At 52.6% G+C, this 623-nt stretch carries 1 pseudogene; it reads right to left on the bottom strand.

The window, feature by feature from the left end:
• Positions 1 to 472 (bottom strand): annotated as a pseudogene (locus EOA23_RS35255) (hypothetical protein); the annotation flags it as partial.
• Positions 473 to 623: the final 151 nt, after the last annotated feature.

Consider the following 623-nt stretch of genomic DNA (forward strand, 5'->3'; position numbering starts at 1 on the left):
CTGGCTTCAGAATCACCGGCAGGCCGATCTCGGCGGCAGAGATTTCAACCTCCGCTGCATTCGCTGCTAAGCGATAAGCAGGTATTGGAATGCCGGCCTCCGCGAGGAGCTGACGTTGAGTAAATTTGTCGCAGCATTGTTCAATCGATGCGGGGTTCGGTCCCGGTAGATCGAAATGCAGGCAGAGCTTGCCAACTGTCGCGTAGATCGACTCGTCGTCGCCCGCAAAGCCAGTAATGCCAGCAATGTCATACGTCGCACGTAGCCGCGAACATTCGTGAATCAGCGCATCGAGATTGTCTGTATCGACACGGATTGTCTCGACACTTTCCGCCGCAAGGTAGTCATACCGAGCAGGATCAGCCGACAGGGTAATTGGATGGAAACCAAGACTCTGGGCCGCTTGGACGTATCGCAGACCAATTACCCTATGACCTTCAACTAGGATAAGCGCTCTCGTTGCTCTTGGCATCCATTTCTCCATTGCGAGCTGCGGCGGTCCGGGCGTAAACAGGGTATTAGCCTCTTTCAGCGCGCCTGACCTCAGATTTAAGATGAACCTATAACCTTCAGGGACTTGCGCTCGCAAAGATTCTATAAATTTATTTGAAGCATTTGTTGCA

The sequence above is a fragment of the Mesorhizobium sp. M2A.F.Ca.ET.042.01.1.1 genome (assembly GCF_003997405.1).
In the GTDB taxonomy this organism is placed as follows: Bacteria; Pseudomonadota; Alphaproteobacteria; order Rhizobiales; family Rhizobiaceae; genus Mesorhizobium.